Source organism: Paenibacillus sp. Root444D2 (assembly GCF_001426375.1).
Classification (GTDB): Bacteria; Bacillota; Bacilli; order Paenibacillales; family NBRC-103111; genus Paenibacillus_E.
The window spans coordinates 699,791-717,234 of the sequence record NZ_LMEO01000045.1 but is presented as its reverse complement, the minus strand read 5'-3'; the positions used below and the strand labels follow the sequence as shown (position 1 = coordinate 717,234).

11 protein-coding genes and 1 pseudogene are annotated in these 17,444 nt (G+C 50.6%); all 12 read left to right on the top strand.

The features are described 5' to 3' along the window. The first annotated feature begins 380 nt into the window (after positions 1–380). Positions 381–2,105 carry a cellulase family glycosylhydrolase gene (locus tag ASD40_RS24545; RefSeq protein WP_057305761.1) on the top strand — a complete coding sequence of 575 codons (1,725 nt, stop codon included), beginning with the start codon at positions 381–383 and terminating at the stop codon, positions 2,103–2,105. A gap of 47 nt (positions 2,106–2,152) precedes the next feature. After that, positions 2,153–4,255 carry a beta-galactosidase gene (locus ASD40_RS24540; RefSeq protein ID WP_327205297.1) on the top strand — a complete coding sequence of 701 codons (2,103 nt, stop codon included), beginning with the start codon at positions 2,153–2,155 and terminating at the stop codon, positions 4,253–4,255. A 45-nt stretch (positions 4,256–4,300) separates the two neighbouring features. Continuing rightward, positions 4,301–4,951 (top strand): SGNH/GDSL hydrolase family protein, encoded by a 651-nt coding sequence (locus ASD40_RS24535; protein WP_057305760.1) that lies wholly within the window; start codon positions 4,301–4,303, stop codon positions 4,949–4,951. A gap of 111 nt (positions 4,952–5,062) precedes the next feature. Continuing rightward, the gene (locus tag ASD40_RS24530; protein WP_057305759.1) at positions 5,063–6,661 is read left to right on the top strand and encodes a cellulase family glycosylhydrolase; all 1,599 of its coding nucleotides are present in this window, start codon (positions 5,063–5,065) and stop codon (positions 6,659–6,661) included. 304 nt (positions 6,662–6,965) lie between these two features. Further along, positions 6,966–8,486: a glycoside hydrolase family 43 protein gene (locus tag ASD40_RS24525; RefSeq protein ID WP_057305758.1), complete on the top strand. Its 1,521-nt coding sequence runs from the start codon at positions 6,966–6,968 to the stop codon at positions 8,484–8,486. A gap of 53 nt (positions 8,487–8,539) precedes the next feature. After that, positions 8,540–9,505, top strand: a complete 966-nt coding sequence (locus ASD40_RS24520; protein WP_057305757.1) for an aminoglycoside phosphotransferase family protein — start codon at positions 8,540–8,542, stop codon at positions 9,503–9,505. A gap of 176 nt (positions 9,506–9,681) precedes the next feature. Further along, positions 9,682–12,495 (top strand): glycoside hydrolase family 3 protein, encoded by a 2,814-nt coding sequence (locus tag ASD40_RS24515; RefSeq protein WP_057305756.1) that lies wholly within the window; start codon positions 9,682–9,684, stop codon positions 12,493–12,495. 19 nt (positions 12,496–12,514) lie between these two features. Continuing rightward, positions 12,515–12,763 (top strand): annotated as a pseudogene (locus tag ASD40_RS24510) (glycoside hydrolase N-terminal domain-containing protein); the annotation flags it as partial. Positions 12,764–12,818: 55 nt separating this feature from the next. Continuing rightward, positions 12,819–12,908, top strand: a complete 90-nt coding sequence (locus tag ASD40_RS38835; protein WP_235549365.1) for a hypothetical protein — start codon at positions 12,819–12,821, stop codon at positions 12,906–12,908. Positions 12,909–13,392: 484 nt separating this feature from the next. Beyond that, a complete protein-coding gene (locus ASD40_RS24505) occupies positions 13,393–14,349 on the top strand; it encodes an ABC transporter permease (RefSeq protein WP_057305754.1) in 957 nt (318 codons plus the stop codon). Positions 14,350–14,377: 28 nt separating this feature from the next. Further along, a complete protein-coding gene (locus ASD40_RS24500) occupies positions 14,378–15,265 on the top strand; it encodes a carbohydrate ABC transporter permease (protein ID WP_057305753.1) in 888 nt (295 codons plus the stop codon). 139 nt (positions 15,266–15,404) lie between these two features. Next, positions 15,405–17,147, top strand: coding sequence for a hypothetical protein (locus ASD40_RS24495; RefSeq protein WP_057305752.1), 1,743 nt, complete (start codon positions 15,405–15,407; stop codon positions 17,145–17,147). The last annotated feature ends 297 nt before the right edge of the window (positions 17,148–17,444 follow it).

Genomic DNA, 17,444 nt, shown 5'->3' with positions numbered 1-17,444 from the left:
GAACCGTTCCCCCGGCGTTGACCCGTGGTCGGCGAACGATCCGAATGGCGTATACCGTTGTGAAGCGTTATTTTACAGGACAGCATCCAAAATATTGAATTTCCACATGATTTTTAGATGATTTTATGAAGTATTATTACAAACGCCATATCGTTAAAATAAAAATGTCACCGCTTACATAAAGCGTTCAATGAGGAGTTGCATGAAAAACACAACATCGAAGCGCAGTCACAAGTGTCTCGGGGAATTGATTTCCTCGAAAGACAGCAGTGCCAATTATTCCAAGCAGAGGAGGATATTCAGGGATGCATCAGTAAATATGCGGCAAGCAAAACATCTACAGAATCAATCCAAATACATGAAACCAAAGGAGAATTTCTATGCGCATAAAAAGATCATATCTGTCGGTCGCAATGATCGTTGCCCTGTTGCTGGCGTTGTTTTCACCCGTCAGTTCGGCCGCTGCTTCCCCGAAAGAAACCCAAATTCAGTCTTATGTCAGCGCAATGCAGCCCGGATGGAACCTGGGTAATACATTTGATTCATTTGATACAACTGATCCGACAAAAAATGATGAGACGGCTTGGGGCAACCCTCGCGTAACCAAAGAATTCATTAAGGAAATTAGGAAGCAGGGCTTCAAAAGCATCCGTATTCCGATTACATGGAGCGGGCGGATGGAAGGCGCACCGGATTATACGATCAATCCGGCCTGGATGGACCGGGTTCAGCAAGTCGTCGACTGGTCGCTGGAAGAGGGACTGTATGTCATGATCAACATTCATCACGACAACTGGATGTGGGCCAGCAAGATGCCGACGAATCACGACGAAGCATTGGCCAAATATAATGCGATATGGACGCAAGTCGCCGACCGCTTCAAGAATCATTCCGACAAACTGATGTTCGAGAGCGTCAACGAACCGTTTTTTGAGAACGTTGATGTGACGACGCAACACGCGTTTCTTGATGAGCTCAACAAATCCTTCGTTCATATTGTAAGAGCGTCGGGAGGCAATAATGACGTTCGTCCGCTCGTGCTGCCGACGTTAAATACGAATCACTCGCAAGAGCACGTGGATTCGCTTTCAAGCACAATTGCCGATCTGAACGATCCGAATTTGATCGTGACGGTTCACTTTTACGGCTTCTGGCCGTTCAGCGTAAACATTGCGGGCTACCCGAGGCTTGAGGCTGACACGATTAAAGATATCGATACAATGATTAACAATGTAACGACTTCGTTCGTATCGAAAGGAATTCCTGTTGTCATTGGCGAATTCGGACTGCTCGGCTGGGATGCTGTACCTTGGAAAACGCCGATCAGTGAAGGTGTGCCCGAGCATGGCGAGATGTTGAAGTTTATCGAGTATTTCACCTCTAAATCCATAGAGAACAAACTTGCCCTTATGCTGTGGGACAACGGCGGGCGGTTTGACCGCAGAACGCTTCAGTGGGACGATCCGGAGCTTTACAATCAGATTATGGCCAGCTTGAAAGGCCGCTCTTCTACTGGCGAATCCGATCTGATCTTTGTCAGGAAAGGTACGCCGGCCCAAGACGCCGTAGTCCATGTGAACTTGAACGGCAATATTTTGACCGGTATCTTGGCCGGAGACAATAAGTTGAAAATAGGCAAAGATTATGAGTTGAACGGCGAAGAGCTGACCCTCAAAGCAAGTTTTATCGCCAAGCTGACTGAATCGGCCTCACTTGGCGAGGTAGCCGTATTGAAAGCCCAATTTAACAAGGGCGCAGATTGGACGTTCCATGTCTTGTACAATGACACGCCGGTGCTGCAAAACGTGGAAGGCACAACCAACAGCTTTGCGATTCCGACTGCCTTCAACGGCGACCGTCTTGCCACGATGGAGGCTGTGTACGCTGTAGGGGGCAACGCAGGTCCGAATAACTGGACTTCGTACAAAGAGTTCGCCCGGACATTCAAACCTACTTATGCTACAAATGAAATCGCACTTACAGAAAGCTTCTTCAAAGAAGTGAACGATGGCACGGTGATTCTGAAGTTCCACTTCTGGAGCGGCGCCATCATCGAGTACACGATTACGAAGAACGGCACAAGCATTACGGGCACAGCATCGTAGAGCAAGAATCGATCGTTTCGGGATAAAAGGAGTCCTGTCTTGCGCCCGTGCGCAGGGACAGGACTCTATGCTGCCGAAATAAGGATTTGTGCGGAAATCATGAAACAACGGTTTACAATGAAACATTGCTTAGCTTAGCAATCAGTGGAGGACAGCTTATGATGAAAATGGGTGTAGATTATTATCCGGAGCATTGGGAGCGCGCCATGTGGGATCAGGATGCGGATCTGATGCGGCAGACGGGAGTCCGTCTGGTTCGGTTAGCTGAATTTGCTTGGTCACGTCTGGAGCCGGAGGAAGGGCGGTTCGATTTCGCATGGCTAGACGACGCGATAGACGTTTTCCATCAACGCGGCATCGAAGTCGTGATTGGAACTCCAACAAACACGCCGCCGAATTGGCTGGTGGAGCGGTATCCTGACGTGCTTCCCGTCGATGCCTTGCTGCATCCCCGTTATCCCGGGATACGCGGACATCGTTGCTATAACAGTCCCTCCATGCGCCTTTACTCGGAGAAAATCGTGGATAAGCTTGCCTCGCATTATTCGGAGCATCCGGCTGTAACCGGCTGGCAGATTGATAACGAATTCGCTCTGAACGAGTGTCATTGCGACAATTGCAGCGAGCGGTTCCGGGAGTGGCTGTCGGATAAGTACGGAACTTTGGAGGTTCTTAACCGCGCATGGGGCACCGTCGTCTGGAGCGGGGAGTACAGCAGCTGGTCGCAAATCAACCCCCCGCTGGGCGGAACCGCCTACAAAAACCCGTCTTATTTGCTGGACTGGAAAAGGTTCGAAACGGATTCTGTCGTCGAGTTCCAACAGCTGCAAGTGAATCTTCTGCGGAAGCGGTGTCCGGGACATTTCGTAACGCATAATATTTGGAGCTACCCGATGTCCCTTGACTATTACAAGCTCTGCGACTCGCTCGACTTTGCCTCCCTTGACTATTATCCGAACACAAGTCCGGAAAAGTCGGATACGAGTGGATACGGCGGGGCACTGACGCTTGACTTAACCCGGGGGATCAAGCGGGGCAACTTTTGGATCATGGAAACGATCAGCGGTCCGCCCGGCTGTTGGTTCCCGATGTGGCGAACGCCGCAGCCGGGGTTTATTCGGGCGTTCGCCTGGCAGTGCATATCGCGCGGTGCCGATGCACTCGTGCATTTCCGGTGGAGGAGCGCTACCGTAGGCGCCGAGCAATTCTGGCATGGCTTGATCGATCACAGTAACGTTCCGGGCCGCCGGTTCGAGGAGTATAGCAAGCTGTGCGGGGAAGTGAACCGCCTCTCTCCACTGCTGACCGGATCGGAGGTGCATGGCGAAGCGGCTATTCTCCATTCGCACGATCAATACAATGCGCTTCAGATTCAGCCACAGGCGGAGGGAATGGATTATTTCGACAATCTGAAGCTGTATCACCGCGCACTGACGAAGCTGGGCGTTCAGACCGATGTGGTGAATACGACAGCCGATTTAAGCGGATATCGGCTAATCGTCGCCCCCTCTCTCTATTTGCTGGATGAGCGCGTGGCAGGCCATTTGGAGGAATGTGTCCGAAATGGGGCTACCTTGATTGTAACGAATCGCACCGGCGTTAAAAACATGAACAACGTTTGCCGGATGGAGCAGCTGCCCGGGCCTCTGGCCGAAGCGGCCGGAGTGTACGTGTCGGAATACGACCCGATCGGCAAAGACGTCCACACCATTCGGGCGAAGAATGGAAAGACTTACACATGCATGCAATGGTGCGATATTTTGGAGCTTTCCGGCGCGGAACCGATCGCTTGGTACGAAGACGACTTCTTCGCCGGCAAACCGGCCGCTGCAGTTCATTCTCTTGGAAGCGGCAAGGTCTATTATTTGGGGACGATTGCCGAGGAGAGCTTTTATATAGACCTTTTCCGGGAGGTCGCTTCGGATGCGGGCACAGGACTGTACCCCGATCTGCCGGAGGGCGTTCAGATCTCGGTTCGCAAGAAGAAAGAGAAGCGATACTTGTTCATTTTGAATCTTTCTCGGAAGCGGCAAACTGTAACACTCGGTCAAGCTTATCCAAGTCTTCTCAGCAAGAGACAGATCGGACCGGAGCTTGACATGGAGCCATACGCCGTAGAGATTGTAGAGCTTGCCGAAACTGGCTGCTAGGTTAGGGAAATAGAACCTTATCCGAGAATGAAAGGAAAATCAATCATGAATCCAACACGACAAACGATTCTGTTTCAAGGCGATTCCATAACCGATGGCAACCGGGACCGCAACGAGGATCCCAATCACATTTTGGGACACGGCTATGCTTTTATCATTGCCAGCAAGCTCGGCTTCGAATTGGCCCACAACCAACCGCATTTCATCAACAGGGGTGTCAGCGGAAACCGGGTTTCGGATTTATACGCCCGCTGGGACGATGACGCGATCAGCTTAAAGCCGGATCTGATCAGCATCCTGATCGGCGTTAACGACGTTTGGCGGATTATGTCGGGTTGTTCGGGCGGCGACCGTTTCGAAAGAGCGTACCGGCATTTGCTGGCGGAAACGAAGGAGATGCTTCCTTCCGCAGGCTTAGTTTTGTGCGAGCCATTTATATTGAAAGTCGGGTGTACGGAGGAAAAATGGGAGGAGTGGCGAAAACGGATCGATGACTACGGTCGTATCGTTCGCCAGTTGGCCGAGGAATACGATGCGATATTCGTTCCATTACAAGAGGCGTTCGACAAGACCTCGTCCGGCATGGATGCCGCTTATTGGATATGGGACGGCGTTCACCCGACGGCGGTCGGACATGAACTCATTGCCCGCGAATGGCTATCCATCGTTCAGAACAGCCCGTTTGCCATTCGCTGAAAGTGAACCTTAATGGAAAAGGAGGTGATGAACAAGGTTGTTACCGGTTGGAAGTTCTTTGGTTGAACTGGTTTAAAAAGAACCAAAAATAAGAAGACGGAGGTGTTATTTATGTCGTCAAAAGTAAAGTCTTTCAGGATCTTTTTGTTAGCCATGGTATTGGTGTTTACAACTGTCATTTCCGGTCGGATTCCGTCAGCATCTGCAGAAACAGCCGATTTCACGCAATTGAATGCTTCGCAAATTGTTTTTGAAATGGGGGCGGGCTGGAATCTGGGAAACCAGCTTGAACTCAGTTCCAACGGTACACCCAGCGAAAGCACTCCTAATGTCACGCAGGCGTTCGTTCAAAGGGTAAAAGCAGCAGGATTTAAAACAATCCGTATTCCTGTTTCGTATTTGAATAAGATAGGGAGTGCACCGAATTATACGATTGATTCTGCATGGCTGAACAGAGTGAAAACAGTCGTGGACTATGCCTACAACGAAGGCTTGTATGTCATTATTAACATTCATGGAGACGGGTACAATTCAGTCCCCGGTTCTTGGCTGCTAGTCAATTCAAACGATCAAACAACGATCAGGGCCAAATATCAAAAAGTCTGGCAGCAGATTGCTAGTACGTTTGTCAATTATGATGAGCATTTGATCTTTGAATCCATGAACGAAGAATTTGATGGGACGTGGGAAACGCCTAACACCACATACTATTCAAATCTTAATGCTTATAATCAAATCTTTGTAGATACCGTAAGACAAACCGGAGGAAACAATAGCGCAAGATGGCTTCTGATTCCCGGCTGGAATACCAGCATTGATTATATAGTAGGCAATTATGGCTTTGTGCTTCCTACAGACAATTATAGATCAACTGCGATTCCAAGTTCTGAAAAAAGAATCATGATATCCGTTCATTATTACTCGCCTTGGGACTTCTGCGGTGAGGAATCCGGCACCATCACCCAATATGGAGCAACAGCGACCAACCCTTCTAAAAAATCAACTTGGGGACAGGAAGATTATTTGGATTCGCAACTGAAGTCTACGTATGATAAATTCGTAACCCAAGGATATCCTGTGGTCGTCGGTGAATTCGGTTCCATAGATAAAACGGCCTATGATTCAACGAATAACACGTATCGTGCGGCATTTGCAAAAGCGGTAAGCGCAACAGCCAGGAAATACGGTTCGGTACCGATTATTTGGGATAATGGTTGGAATGGAAATTATGGTTTTGGATTGTTTAACAGATCTACCTATACGGTCACACAGCAAGGAATTATTGATGCGATCATGAGTGTCATGAACACTTCTAAAATGAAGAACGTGACCACAGGTTTGTATATTGACGGCATGGGCCGTACCGCAGATGGTTCAAATGCAGGCCAATGGAGTACCGGCGCCAGCAGCAACCAGCAATGGGTGATGGAATTCTACGGAAGCTATTACAAAATAAAAAATGTTGCAACAGGTTTGTATCTTGACGGTATGTACCGTACCGCTAACGGCTCCATTTGCGGGCAGTGGAGCAGCAGCGACAGCTACAACCAGCGATGGAATTTGGAAGCATACGGAGGCAATTACAGGATCAAGAATGCTTCAACCGGTCTTTATTTGGATGGCGGCGGTAATACGGCTAACGGCTCCGACTTGAAGCAGTGGAGCAGCGATCCCAGTACCAACTTGCAGTGGCAGTTTGTAAATCCCTGAAGAACGGAAGGAATGGAAGAGCAGCGACTGTGAAGTCCTGCTCTTTATCTCTTTAAAGGGTGGGGACAATGCAAAGCCGGAAAGAACGACAATCGGAGTGCGCTGACGAAGAGCTGGCGGGAGAATATGGGAAATCGACGCCGAACATCGGGAGAGAATGATGCAGATGTGACCTTAGCTGTAATATCTAATTATTCTATGAAAAGTACATCAATTTCACAGGTATCTCAGAACTTCATTTTTTTATATAAATAATGATGAATACGCTTTTACATCAGACCCACAAACAAGGAGAAGAATCCAAATGCCGTATACGAATCCGGTCATTCCCGGCTTTTATCCCGATCCGAGCATCTGCCGGAACGGGGATGATTATTACCTGGTGACAAGCTCTTTTGCATATTTTCCTGGAGTCCCCTTATTTCACAGCAAGGATCTTGTCAATTGGCGCCAGATCGGACATTGTCTCACAACCGAGCAGCAGTTGCCATTGGGAAACACTTGGCTCTCGGGAGGAATCTACGCCCCGACGATCCGCCATCACGACGGCTGGTTTTATATGGTAACGACGAATGTGAGCGGGGTCGGCAACTTTTTTGTTCGCAGCAATCAGCCGGACGGTCCTTGGTCCGATCCAATACCTGTCGCACAGAAGGGCATTGATCCTTCCCTATTATTCGATGAAGACGGCAGTGTATACTTTCAATCCACTTGCGACGGCAATGAAGGCTACGGCATTTATCAATGCGAGATTGATATATTGACCGGAAGCATGCTGACAGAGAGCCGTCTGATCTGGAGGGGAACGGGCGGAGCGTACCCAGAAGCTCCTCATCTTTACAAAATCAACGGATTTTACTATTTGCTGATCGCCGAAGGCGGAACGGAATACGGCCATATGGCGACGATAGCGAGAAGCAGCGCCCCCTATGGACCGTTTGTACCGTGTCCCCATAATCCGATTTTGTCTCATAGAAGCTTGAAGAGCAGCATACACGCAACCGGGCATGCGGATCTGGTACAGGCGCATGACGGCAGCTGGTGGGCGGTTTTCTTGGGAATCAGGCCTGTTTCTTATCCGATGCGGCATCATCTGGGCAGAGAAACTTTTTTGGGGCCCGTGTCATGGACGGATGACGGCTGGCCGATTATCGGTAACGGCGGGCGTATCGAGTCCGTTATGGAGGCTCCGCAGCTGCAGGAAGTCCGGTGGCCGCATAAGGCAATCAGAGATGATTTTGACGATACAACGCTAGGCTTTGACTGGGTGTTTCTGCGGAATCCGACTCCGGAAAGTTGGTCGCTCCACGAAAGTCCGGGACATTTGGTGCTGCGAGGGAATATGGTGTCGCTCGACGATGCCGGCGCCCCCGCCTTTGTGGGCCGGCGTCTGCGCCATTTGTCATGCAACATAGCCGCCCTACTCGATTTCGAACCGAAAAGTGAAGGTGAGGAAGCCGGACTTACCGTATTTATGAACGATAAGTATCATTATGATCTTACCGTAAAGTTCAAGGAAGGACGCAAGGTGATCGTATTCCGGCGGACCGTGGGATCATTGAGAACGGAGCAGACGTACGATTGCACAACAGGCCCGGTCGTGCTGAAGATTGAGGCTCAGCCGGAATGGTTTGTTTTCTCCATTCAGCCAAATCAATCCGATGTCCTTGAGTTGGGCTCGGGAGAAACGCATCTGCTCTCAACGGAGGTAGCGGGCGGCTTTACAGGAGTAATCATTGCGATGTATGCCGTTTGCAAAACAGAACAGAGTACGCCTGCACTCTTTGATTGGTTCGATTATGAGCCGGTAATTCATATCGAATAGGTTTGTTTGGGTGGTCAATTATTTTCAATTCATGGAAGGATTGGATAAATAATATGGAAAGTAATATTAAACCCAAGCTGATAGGCAGTGATATGGAACGAATTATTCACCAAACCTTCGGAAGCCGGGTCCTCGAAATGAAAGAGTTAACGGATGGATGGGCAAACAGCGCATACGCGATCACCACAAGTGACGAACGCGATGTTATCCTAAAAGTGGCGCCGTTCAAGGGAACCAAAATGATGCGCTATGAGGCAAACTTGATGCGCACGGAAGTCGAGGCGCTATGCTTGTTTGACAACAGCGGTACGCTGCCTGTGCCCAAGGTGCTCACATACGACGATACATGCACCTTGATTCATGCGGAGTATTTTATTATGGAGCGGCTTTCGGGGGTTCCTTACAACAAAATTAAGGAGACGCTTTCCCAGGAAGAGAAGGACGCGATCGAATTTGAGCTTGGCGTCTATAGCCGCTTGATCAATGAAGTGCAAGGGGAGAAATTCGGATATTTTCTGCAGCAAGAATCGTGGAATGACTCCTGGGCGGAAGCGTTTCAACAGATGATCCGGGGCGTGCTGGCTGATGGCAGAGATGCCGGAGTCGAGCTGCCTGCGGGCAATGCGGTTATGGAATCGGAAATCGAACGGCATCTGGATGCTTTGCGGGAAGTCGTTCAGCCCCGTCTGGTGCATTGGGATTTATGGGATGGAAATGTGTTTGTCGAGAATGGGAAAATAACAGGGCTGATCGATTTCGAAAGAGCGCTTTGGGGCGACCCGCTGATGGAGGTTTATTTCGGCCGCTTCAACCGATCCGTTGGGTTCTCAAGGGGCTATGGGATGGCCGTCGCAACCCAAAACCAGCAGCGGCGCAGAGTGATGTACGATTTTTATCTGGATCTGATCTTGTGGATTGAATGTACCTTCCGGGAATATGAAAACAAAGACCACTGGAATTGGGCCCACAACAATCTTGCGGAAGGCTGGAAACGTCTCCTTGCGATCGGCCGTTATTAAAGCAGGTTCTCCCGTTGCCCGAAGATCAGCGGGGATTGGAAGGTCTCTGCCGGTTTACAACAAAGCAAAAGGACATGTTAGGGGCCCGAGCAATTGGGCCATTTCAATGACACGGCAACCATGGCAGATTGAGCTAAGACGATTTCTAAATACCTTAAAATGGGGGTTTGGCGACGATGACAAATGCTAAGGGAGTAGCTTTACCGTTTCAGAATCATGATCTGGCAATCCAAGACCGCGTTGCCGATCTGGTGTCCCGGTTCTCCCTCGAGGAGAAAATTGGGCTCATGTGCCAATATCAACCCGCAGTCGAGAGACTGGGGGTGAAACCATACAAGCACGGTACCGAAGCTGCCCATGGCATCGCTTGGCTCGGGGAGGCGACCTCCTTTCCGCAATCGATCGGCCTTGCCTGCACTTGGAACCCGGAGCTGCTGGAGCGGATCGGTTCCGTTATCGGCGACGAGGCCAGAGTGTTTTATCAGCGGGACCCCGCGAACAACGGCCTGACGCTTTGGGCGCCGACTGTCGATATGGAGCGGGACCCGCGATGGGGCCGGACAGAGGAGGCGTACGGGGAAGACCCGCACTTGACGGGTGAGCTCACGTCCGCGCTCGTCAAGGGCATTCAGGGACCGCATCCCTTTTACCGCAAAGCGATTGCAACCTTGAAGCATTTTCTTGGCAACAACAACGAGAAGGATCGGGGGCACTGCTCCGCCAGCATCGACCCGCGCAATATGCGGGAATATTATTTGAAAGCGTTTGAGCCGGCCTTCCGCGACGGGGGGGCTCTGTCGATGATGACTGCATACAACTCGATCAACGGGACGCCCGCCATTCTCCATCCCGATGTGCTCCGGGTTGTCAAAGGCGAGTGGGAGATGAACGGCTTTATCGTCAGCGATGCGGGAGATCTGATCGGGCTCGTGAAGGATCATCATTATTTCGAGACGTATAAAGAAGCTGTCGTGGCGTCGATCAAGAACGGCATCGACAGCATTACGGACGATGCCGAGATTACCTGCGCCGCCATGCGTGAGGCGCTCGCCGAGGGGTTGCTGGAGGAGGGCGACCTGGACCGGGCTTTGACAAACACGTTCCGGGTGCGCTTCCTGCTTGGCGAATTCGATCCGGACGAGCGAAATCCGTATGCCGGCATGCCGGATGACACGGTTTGCAAGCCGGAGCATGCGGCTCTCTCCCTGGAAGCGGCCCGTGAATCCATCGTGCTGCTCAAGAACAAGCATCAATTGCTTCCCCTCGACCGGGATGCCGTACAGCGAGTCGCCGTGATCGGGCCGCTCGGAGATGCGGTATGCCGCGATTGGTATTCCGGCAGCCATCCGTATAAGGTCACTCCGCTGCAAGGCATTCGGGCCAAAATGAACAAAGGTTCCGTCGTCTTCGCCGACGGGTGCGACCGAGTGCGCCTTCGTTCCGCCGTAACGGGAAAATATGTAGGGGTTTCACCGGACGAGAACGGCGCATTGAAGGCGGACCGAACAGCTGCATATTCTGCCGAGACGTTCTTGCATACGGACTGGGGCTTCGGCAGCGTCACGCTGAAGGCGCTCTCGAACGGCAAATATGTGACGACCGACGATACGACCGTGACCGCTTCGGCTGAAGACATTTGGGGCTGGTTCGTCAAAGAGGTGTTTCATCCTGCCGAGGGGCAGGATGGGACGATGGCTCTCGCGAGCTGGAACGGGAGCCCTGTGTCGCTGCCCGGCGATGAAGGCGGGGCTTTGCGCAAGGAGGTTGTCGAGGACGGTCTGAAGGAGGCTGTTGCGGCGGCTGAAGCGTCGGATGCGGCGATTGTTATCGTCGGGAACCACCCGCTTATCAACGGGAAGGAAGAGATCGACCGCCCGGACTTGACGCTAGCCGCTTCCCAAGAGAGGTTGATTCGGGAGGTATACAAGGTAAATCCCAACACGATTGTCGTCGTCATCGGGAGCTACCCGTTTGCCCTGAACTGGGTCGATAAACACATTCCGGCCGTCTTGTATTCCTCGCATGCCGGCCAAGAGCTGGGGAACGCCTTGGCGGACGTATTGTTTGGCGATTACAACCCGGCTGGACGGCTCAATATGACCTGGTACCGCTCCGTAGAGCAACTGCCCGATATCATGGATTATGATATTCGAAAAGGGAAGCGCACCTATCAATATTTTGATGGAGAGCCGTTGTATCCGTTCGGTTACGGGTTGTCGTATGCGACCTTCCGTTACGATGAGCTGAGCGTGAGTCTTGAGCGTGCCGGTTCACGCAGGGACATCTCGGTCAGTGTGCGGGTCGAAAATTCGGGCGATAGGGCCGGAGACGAAGTCGTCCAGCTGTATGTGCGCGCCGATTCGTCCCGCGTGCAGAGGCCGCTCAAAGAGCTGAAGGGCTTCCGGCGCATCCAACTGGCTCCCGGAGAGAAACAGACCGTCCGCTTTACGGTGCCGGTTTCCGAGCTGGCGTTCTGGGATGTGACCAGAGACGCTTATTGCATCGAGTCTGGTACTTATATGCTCATGATCGGGGGCTCGTCGGGAGAAATCCGTGTGCAGAAGAAGCTGGCGGTAGACGGAGATACCGTGCCTCCGCGCGATTTGACCAAGGAGACTCCGGCAGTGAACTACGACGAGTACGAAGGTGTCTACCTAGACGAATGCCGGGAAGGCGGGAGCTGCATCCGGTTATCGGGCGAGGCAGGCTGGCTGCGCTTTGACGATGCCGATTTCCGCGGAGGGATCGGCGGCTTCGAAGCCCGTTGTACGACCGGTGAGGGAGGCGGTAGCATTGAGCTTAGACTGGATGGGTTGGATGGCCCGCTTATCGGAACGTGCACCGTTCCTGAGACGGGATGGCGGCCATTGTGGGAGACGATTGCCTGCAAGGCGGACGAAGCGTCGGGAGTTCGCACTGTTTATCTGTGTTTGGGCGGGGATATCGGCTTGAGCCGCTTCCGTTTCCTTCCGCAGACCGGGGTTCAGTGATACGAGAGGAGACATCGGAATGAACGCGATGAGCTTGTGGTACCGGAAGCCAGCTTCCGATTGGAATGAGGCGCTCCCAATTGGCAATGGCCGTCTTGGCGGGATGGTGTTCGGAGATACCGTCCGCGAGCGCGTGCAGTTGAACGAAGATTCCGTCTGGTACGGAGGGCCCATGGACCGGAACAATCCGGATGCGCTGGCCTATCTTCCGGACATTCGCCGTATGATTGCGGAAGGCAGGTTAAGCGAAGCGGAGAAGCTGGCCGCTGCGGCATCAAATCACGCTGACCTCGAATTTCTTCAATGAAACGACTGATGGAACGGTGACTTTGACGTTCCACTTCTGGAGCGGCGCAATCGTTAAGTACACAATTGTAAAAAGCGGCACGAGCGTCACAGGTACGGCCCAGTAATATGGCAAGGCGTTCCGGCGGGGGATTTACGTTCCTGTTGGAACGCTTTTTTGCCGCAATTAGGAAAAGTGATTAACCATTGACGGTTCATTCAACTTCAAACAAAAGATGGAGGAAGGTCGTTTACAGATTCTAATACAAGAGTTTGTTAGCCAAACGGTAAGGATATTTGAGAAAAACTCTATCGGCATGATTCAATATTTTCACGCACGGAAAAACACTAATTATGGCTGGATTTTAAGTGGAATTTATTAGGTATTATGATGAAAGCGATTTCGTTATAATCGAAAACAAAGAGGTTGAGAGTGTGCCCGCATAATGAATCTGTGGAGCAAAAACTGAAGCAGGTTCCATCGCTGAGAGGGAGTTGATGAGGAAATGTCATACCAATAGGAGTTCTAGACCTCCTAAGATAGCCGATTTGAAAATCTAAGTAAAAGTGAGCAAATGAAAGAAAACATTATTTAATAGCGGGGGGAGAAACATGAACGCAAACTTGTCCGAACACGCCTATGCACCAGTTCCGAGAAAGCGCTTCCAATTTAAAGATAAGTATAAATTATTTCTTATGGCTCTTCCTTTTCTTGTTCTTGTCTTTTTGTTCTCATATTTGCCGCTGTACGGCTGGGTCTATGCATTTTACGACTACAGGCCCGGAATTCCGCTGTCCCAGACCGAGTTTGTAGGCTTGAGCTGGTTTACCAAGTTGGTGTCGAATCCGGCTCAGGTCCAGGAAATCCTCAGGGTCCTGCGAAACACGTTGGTGTTCAGCTCGCTTGGCATTCTGACTTCGGTTCTGCCGGTCATCTTCGCGATTCTCCTGACGGAAATAAAGAACGCGCCGTTTAAGAAAATCGTGCAGACGCTTACGACGCTGCCGAACTTTATCAGTTGGGTATTGGTGTACTCCTTCGCATTTATGTTGTTTTCTGTCGACAACGGCTTCTTGAACAATTTGCTGATGAGAATGGATCTAATAGAACGGCCGCTGAGCTTGCTGGCATCGGACAGTCATACCTGGTTGGCCATGACCTTGTGGGGCATATGGAAGGGACTCGGTTGGGGAGCGATCTTGTACATTGCTGCGATTACTGGGATTGATCCGGAATTGTATGAGGCGGCGAGAGTGGATGGAGCAAGCCGTTTCCAGTTGATATGGCACGTGACGGTTCCCGGGATTATACCGACATTCTTCGTGCTTCTCATATTGGGAATCGCGAACTTTATCAATAATGGGCTTGAGCAATATTTTGTGTTCTCGAACGCGATAAACATGAATCATATCGAGGTGCTTGATCTGTACGTATACAACATCGGGGTGGTGAATTCCAACTTCGGGTTCGCGACGGCGGTCAGCATTCTGAAATCGGTTATTAGCTTGTTCTTGCTGTTTGTAGCCAATGGCCTGTCGAAGCTGGTTCGCGGCGAAGGCGTCATCTAAGTCATTGTGAGAAGAGAGGAGTGTCGACATGGGAAAGATGGGAAAGATTACGATATTTGACATCCTGAATTATACGGGGTTTGCGCTTTTCACTCTGGCTTGTTTTTTTCCGTTCTATTATTTGTTCATCAATACGATTAGCAACAACGACTTGAGCAGCAGAGGCCTCGTGATGTTTTACCCGCGAGGGATTCATATAAACAACTATATTGAAGTATTCAAGATTCCCGGACTGGGTACAGCCGCGCTCGTATCTATAGGACGCACTTTGATTGGCACATTGTTGACCGTGGTTGTATCGGGATTTCTCGGATACTTGTTTACGAAAAACGTAATGTGGGGACGTAAATTCTGGTACAGGTTCCTTATCGTGACCATGTATTTTAATGCCGGGTTGATTCCATGGTTCCTTATCATGCTCAAGCTTGGCCTGGTAAACAATTTCCTGGTCTATATCATACCGGGGATCGTTGCTCCGTTCAATATCATCCTTGTCAAAACGTTCATCGAGTCGACGCCGATCTCCCTGCAGGAATCGGCGCAAATCGACGGAGCCGGCTATTTCACGATCTTCTTGAAGATCGTCATGCCTTTGATCACACCGATTCTTGCCACGATCGCCATCTTCACGGCCATCGGTCAGTGGAACTCGTTCCAGGACACGTTGTTCCTGGTCACGGACCCGAAGCTGTTTACGCTGCAATTTCTCCTGTATCGCTATTTAAACGCAGCGACATCGCTGGCAAATCTGATAAAATCCAGCGGTGCTATCAATGCGGATCTGGCCAATATGCAGACGGCCACTTCGATTCGGACGACGGTTTCTATGGTTGTCGTCATCCCGATATTGCTCGTCTATCCTTTCTTCCAACGATACTTTGTCAAAGGCATCTTGATCGGAGCCGTAAAGGGCTGAATTTGGAACTCTGCAAAGGAGGTGAGGCGGGACAGTGTTTGCTCGTATTGTATTTGTCAAGGGGACTTCAGGATCCATTTCTTAATCGCAATGAAAAAGTACGACTATGCAGGTACATGACAAGGAGGTTAACAAATAAATGATTAGAGGAAGAAAATGGATAGCGGCCGCGGTCTCGATGAGCGCCGTGCTTGTATTATTGTCCGCATGTAGCGGCGGCAGCGGCAAAACCGCGGTAAATAGTGATTCATCGACGCAATCGAGCGCAAGCACCGATCCTTCGAAGCAGCCGGAAGTCACACTAAAGGTATTCTCGAACGTGGCTAACTTTTCCGGGGATCAACCGGGTTGGTTTGCGAAGGTGATCAAGGACAAATTTAATATCAAATTAAACATTATCGGCGGCGGCCAGGGAAAAGAGGCTACGTTGTTGGCCTCGGGCGATGTAGGCGATATCCAGGTCGCAATCAACACCAAAGATGCGATCAAAGCTGGCCTGCTGTTGGATTGGAAGAAAAACGGGCTGCTTGATAAATACGGCCAAGACATTCAAAAATATGCCGGTCAATCGCTTGAAGCCCACAGCAAGCAATTCGGCGGCGGCACGGCGATCTACTCGGTCGCGAATGAGGTGGGCAACGGCAGCGGCCCGAGCGAAGGCGCCGATATGACGTTCGGTCCCCAGATCCGCTGGGACTTGTACCAGAAGCTGGGCAGTCCGCAAATCAAAACGTTGGACGACTATCTGCCCGTCCTCAAGCAAATGCAGCAGCTCAGTCCGAAGAGCGATACCGGCAAGCCTACGTACGGATTTTCGCTGTGGTCGGACTGGGACGGGTCCGGTTCAATGAACGTGGGTTCTATAGCCGCATTATACGGCTATGGGGTATCGGACGGATTCAACGAAACTGATTTGATCCTGACGAAGGCCGATGAAGCGAAATGGCAAGGCATTCTCGATGACAACGGTTATTACATGAAAGGCGTGAAATTCTTCTTTGATGCCAATAAGATGGGACTGCTTGATCCAGACTCTTTGACGCAGAAGTTCGCCGATGTGTCCAATAAGTACAAGGACGGGCAAATTCTTTTCGCTCAATTTCCTTGGGTAAGCAGCGGTTTTAACATCCCGGACCACACGTCCGCAGGAAAAGGTTTCGGATTCGTACCATTCGGCGATGAGAAACAGTCATCCGCCGGGTTTAAACCAGAGGGCGCCAAGTACTATTGGACCATTGGCGCGAAAACGAAGTATCCGGAGCGTGTGATGCAATTCCTTGACTGGCTATATACGCCGGAGGGGATCATGGAATCCAATTATGGACCGAAGGGCTTGATTTGGGATATCAAGGATGGAAAGCCGACCCTGACCGATTTCGGATACAAAGCGATCGTGAACACCGTCAATATGCCTGATGAATACGGCGGCGGGCTGTACAAGGACGGAACTAACCAAATCAATAACTCGACGCTCTCCAAGTCTATGAACAATCCGGAAACTGGGGAACCGTATGATTACACGATGTGGACCTCGTATTTAAATCATAATCCGGATCCGGTCACGAAGAGTTGGCGGGACGCTATGGGTGCGCTGACGGTGAAAGATTATGTCGTCAAGCACAACAATGTTGCCGTGGCACCTGCGTACTCCAGCGACGTAGCGGCGGCGGATCGACCGGCTGACATCAAGCAGAAGGATAGCGAAGTGGGCAAAGTCGTCAAGGAATACTCCTGGAAGTTGATGTTCGCGAAGGATGATAACGAGTTTAACAGCCTGAAACAGCAATTGATCAAGAAAGCTAAAGGTTTGGGCTACGACGAAGTTGTCAAGTGGCAAGTTGACCAATACGAAAAAACGGTCGGTGCGGCGTTGAAAAAGTAATCAACAAAAACGATTAAGTTTTGTGAAATCTAAATTCCGTGAGCATAACTGGCTCACGGAATTTTTATGATCAGCCTGCTGTTTTATCATTGCTTCCGGAATGAAAATAAAAATTGCTCATAAATAGGGGGACTTTCTCCTTATATTATAGGAATATGGTGCAACCAAAATCCTGAATATGACGTGTCCCGTTGGAATGATATCCTGGTTCCTTCCAACTGGGAGCTTTCCGGATACGGTAAACCAGTGTACACCAATAACAAGTATCCCTTTGCACGGAAGGGGGCGGACTCTCAT